Below are 3989 nucleotides of genomic sequence, written 5' to 3' on the forward strand. Positions count from 1 at the left end.
GTATTATTACTGCCATAAAAGAATATTTACTAGAATTATTTATAAAAAAGTCTTTTTATTTTTAGCTTGGATTTAAAGTATTTGGAGGAGAAGAAGAGGAAGATCGCCCAGGAAGAAGGACATGACTACTGATAATGTGATAATGGGTATTAGAGGCTTTGTGAAATAGGCCCAGACTTTATTACTGGTTTTTACTTCTTTTTTACCTTCTAGGATTTTTAAATTCTTACTTTCTTTGGTTAGTATGTTTCTGTGAGAGGTTAGTTGTATTTCTTTTTCACCATTTTTCTTTTTTACATGTTGTATGGGGTAAAAGTGGCTCTTATTCTGGAGTGAAACAGGGTCTAGTCGAATGCAGGTTAACAGAACTACAAGCTTCTTGCATTTTGATTCTGATTCCAGCCCATAGAATAACGTTTCCCCTTTTAGGTGTTGTATCAAATTATAGGTCAATATTGTAAGGTAAAGTATGCCTAGGATAATAAAGGTGTTTAAAAAAACTGTTAATGTAAAGTAGGGAGTAAGCGAAGCTGAAACATTTCTAGGAATTATTAGTGAGATACAGGTCATGGCTTTTGCATCAGCCCCTCCAAAGATTTTGCACGCATAGAGAACTAGGGAAATTAGGAAAGCTATTAGAAAAGAAAAAATGGTTACTGTTAATTCAGCGTTATAAATCCATCTGGCTACCGATATAACCAATCCAAATATTATCATTAATAGCCAAATTTTATTATCTACAGTTCTGGTTCTCCAATCACTGAAAGAAGCGAAAAGAAGAGGAATAAGACAGGCAATTAAAGCTATGTAGTTTATTATATTTTGGAACAGTTTCTTGAAACTCCTTTTTTAGCTTTTTCTCAGTCTCCATTATTTTTTATTGATATAAAAAGTCCTACAAAATTTTAGTTGTGAGCGAAGAAAGCAAATATTTGAGGCTCTGTTTGGTCTATCCTGCAGAAACCATATCTCTCAAATTGCACCAACTGATTGACTTTCAATTGTTTGCACTGCGGTTCTCCAAGACCGTTAACACTCTTTCCATCCGGTTTCAGAATAGTAATGGGAACATTTTCGGTAGTAGGCACCCAGTGAATTATTTTAGCGTTTAGACTACGGGCTTCCTCTATTGTGTAGCTGTGAAATTCGGCTTCTAAGGGATCAAGTTTTTTAACGGTTATATTGATCAGGTCTTTTAAACGAATAATGTTATTGATTTTCATCACTTCTTTGTCCTGGTTGGAAATCAGAACTTTTGCAGCTTCTTTCTCTACATTAACTGATATTTTTCTCGTTCCTCTTTCGGGAAAATCTGGGTGAAGTAAGGGTTTAGCCTCGATTTTCTCCTTCGGAATCTTTGTGATAGTGAGTTTAACTGGGGATTCTGCAAAGAAGTATCGATCCGCCTCAGGATCTATCATTTTTCTGTTTATGGCGTAGAGAATTTCGGGACTATATTCTATATCGATCGTGCTTAAACCAAGATCGAGCATAGCTCTCCTTACGGCTTCCGCTTTTATTCCCCGCCTCCTAAGTGATTGCAAGCTCCAGGTCCTGGGATCATCCCATCCGAGATAAATCCTTTCCTCTATGAGTCTCCTGGCTTTAGACTTGCTGAGTTTTAAACCCTTGAAAGTAATTATTCCGTAGTGTATGAAATCTACACTGGGCCAATTCAGTTTCTTCCAGATTATTTGTTCTATTATGTCTTCTTTTATCAGGTCTTTTCCACGCAGAATGTGAGTAGCACCCAGTAAATGGTCATCTATAGCCCAAGAAAATTCGAGAAGCGGCCAAACCCGGTACTTTGAACCTACCCGAGGATGTTTACGCTCCGAAATCCTCATTATTATATGATCTCTCACAGCGGGATCTGGGTAATCCATTCCTGTTTTAAGTCTAACCACAGCTCGGCCCTCACCAAAATTTCCTTCCAACATTTTTTTCCAATACTCCATATTCTCCTCCACAGTCTGTTCGCGATGAGGGCAAGACTTTCCAGTTTCTTTATATTTTTTACGCCACTCTTCAGCCTCACACAGGCACACGTATGCTTCTCCTTCTCTGATTAGTTTTTCGCAATACTTGTAAAATTCGGGTATACGGTCTGATTTGTAAACCTCTTGGTGCCATTTAACATCCAACCATTCTAATCCTTCTTTTATCAGGTCGTAAGCCTCGGGAATAATTCTTTTTTCTTCGCTACCTATGGTGTCATCAAAAACCAGAATCAATTTGCCATTATATTTTTTAACATATTCATCGTTAAGCACAACCATACGAGTATTACCGATATGGAGTGGCCCTGAAGGATAGGGAGCAAGTCTCATTACAATTTTTTTATAGGAGTCAGCGTTTGGGAGGGGTGGAAGCTCTTTAACCTCCTCCTCTCTCTTTTGTTCTTCCAGAAGCTCAGGAGCAATTTCAAGAAGCTTCTTCTTTTGCTCATCCAAAGTCAGTTTGTTTATTTCTTCAATTACCAGTGAAACCATTTTACCTATTTTTTTCGCTTGCTCTTTAAGCTCCGGGTTCATCGCAATTATCTTGCCTATTACCGCTTTTTGATTAGCTTTTCCTTCAAACTTTATTGCGTTTGCCAGAGCATGTTTCAATATAATCTGTTCTAGATTTTTAGACATTTAGAGTTCTCCCATTAGAACAATTTTTAAATGTTCAGTAGTATACTATGCTAGAAACAAATTTATTATACATTAATTTAAGATTACCTCAAACTTATCATCAAATTAATTTATTAATGAAATGCCAAAATATTTTTGGTCCCCAATTTAAAGTTTCTCTAAGAGGTTTCAGTATTGAAAGCAGTTAATGATGTTCATGCGGTACTACTCGATTTGGATGGAACTCTAGTAAACACCAGAACTCGATTCTTTTTAGTTTTCAATGAATCATTAGAGAAATTCAATTTACCAACACTAACCAAAAACACTTTTGAAGACTACTATAATAATGCGTCCTTAGACCTCTTGGTTCCACAAAATGTGGCGATACAATTCTGGGATCATTTTCTCGAAAATTATTCTAAAACATCATCACCGGATGAGTTTAGAATATCTGGGTCAAAACAAGCTCTACACCAATTAAAAAAAATGGGGATAAGTATAGGGATTGTAACGGGTAGAATTGCAAGCACTGAAAGTGTTATGACCGAGCTAAAAAAGCACGAATTAGATAATTTCGTGGATGTGATAGTTACCAGATTAAAAAACCAGAATACAAATGATGACTACTTCTCCAAAGAACAGAATCTTCTAGAAGCTTTAGAAAAATTATGTCATAAATCAAACGAAAGCATGTTCGTAGGTGACTATATCACAGACATCAGATCCGGAAAAAGAATAGGGGCTTTAACAGTAGCGGTTTTGAGCGGAGGCATCAAAAAAGAAATCCTTGCTAAAGAATATCCAGATTTTATTATAAAAAGTGTTGCAGAACTTCCATCAATAATTTCTGGACTAAACAATAGTTATTAATTATTTAACTTAGCTCAAATTTCCCAATCTCAAAGGAAAAGTTTGTAAAAAATGCTTTCTAGATATAATTTTTTATTAGGACAATGTTTGAATTTCTATGTTCTTCACGCCCCCCAATTTCTCAAGCTTTCTAGTTAGCTGATTCTTATCAATTGACTCAGCAGGGCAATAAAATTCATATACGCATTCCTTCTCTTTCATGCAGAGACCGGATGTGTAGAGGGTCTTAATCCTGGTTTCCTCGAAAAAATTTTTAAGACCCCGTAAAAAATTTGTGGAAATTTTCCCACTTAGATTTATTAAAATCTTACATACTTTTCGACCTTCAGTAGGAATAATTCTCACGGTTTCAGTATCCGGAGAGAGAATCACAAGCGCATTCTTATATTTAATTGTTTCAAAAAACTGTGAAGGAAGCTCTAATATTTTTTTATCATCTGCCGGTTTAATTTTCATCATAACACCATAAGAAAGTCGATTCATAAACTATCCCTTCCT

General features: G+C 35.8%; 4 protein-coding genes. 1 reads left to right on the forward strand and 3 read right to left on the reverse strand.

The genetic code is table 11. The features are described 5' to 3' along the window. Positions 1 to 72: 72 nt before the first annotated feature. On the reverse strand, positions 73 to 831 hold the full coding sequence (locus ACUVXA_RS17595; RefSeq protein ID WP_445872593.1) for a prepilin peptidase: 759 nt from the start codon (positions 829 to 831) through the stop codon (positions 73 to 75). A 74-nt stretch (positions 832 to 905) separates the two neighbouring features. After that, on the reverse strand, positions 906 to 2639 hold the full coding sequence (locus ACUVXA_RS17600) for a glutamate--tRNA ligase (RefSeq protein ID WP_445872590.1): 1734 nt from the start codon (positions 2637 to 2639) through the stop codon (positions 906 to 908). Positions 2640 to 2813: 174 nt separating this feature from the next. Here ACUVXA_RS17600 and ACUVXA_RS17605 point away from each other — a divergent pair, with 174 nt between their 5' ends. Next, positions 2814 to 3491, forward strand: a complete 678-nt coding sequence (locus ACUVXA_RS17605; RefSeq protein WP_445872591.1) for an HAD family hydrolase — start codon at positions 2814 to 2816, stop codon at positions 3489 to 3491. Between the two features lie 75 nt (positions 3492 to 3566). Here the strand turns inward: ACUVXA_RS17605 and ACUVXA_RS17610 are convergent, their stop codons facing one another. Then, the gene (locus tag ACUVXA_RS17610; RefSeq protein WP_445872592.1) at positions 3567 to 3974 is read right to left on the reverse strand and encodes a hypothetical protein; all 408 of its coding nucleotides are present in this window, start codon (positions 3972 to 3974) and stop codon (positions 3567 to 3569) included. Between the last annotated feature and the right edge of the window lie 15 nt (positions 3975 to 3989).

Source organism: Candidatus Jordarchaeum sp., assembly GCF_052745115.1.

What these genes read in the sequence shown, in the direction of transcription:
- ACUVXA_RS17600 (WP_445872590.1), bottom strand. Translation starts at nt 2,639, where the DNA reads ATGTCTAAAAATCTAGAACAGATTATATTGAAACATGCTCTGGCAAAC.
- ACUVXA_RS17610 (WP_445872592.1), bottom strand. Translation starts at nt 3,974, where the DNA reads ATGAATCGACTTTCTTATGGTGTTATGATGAAAATTAAACCGGCAGAT.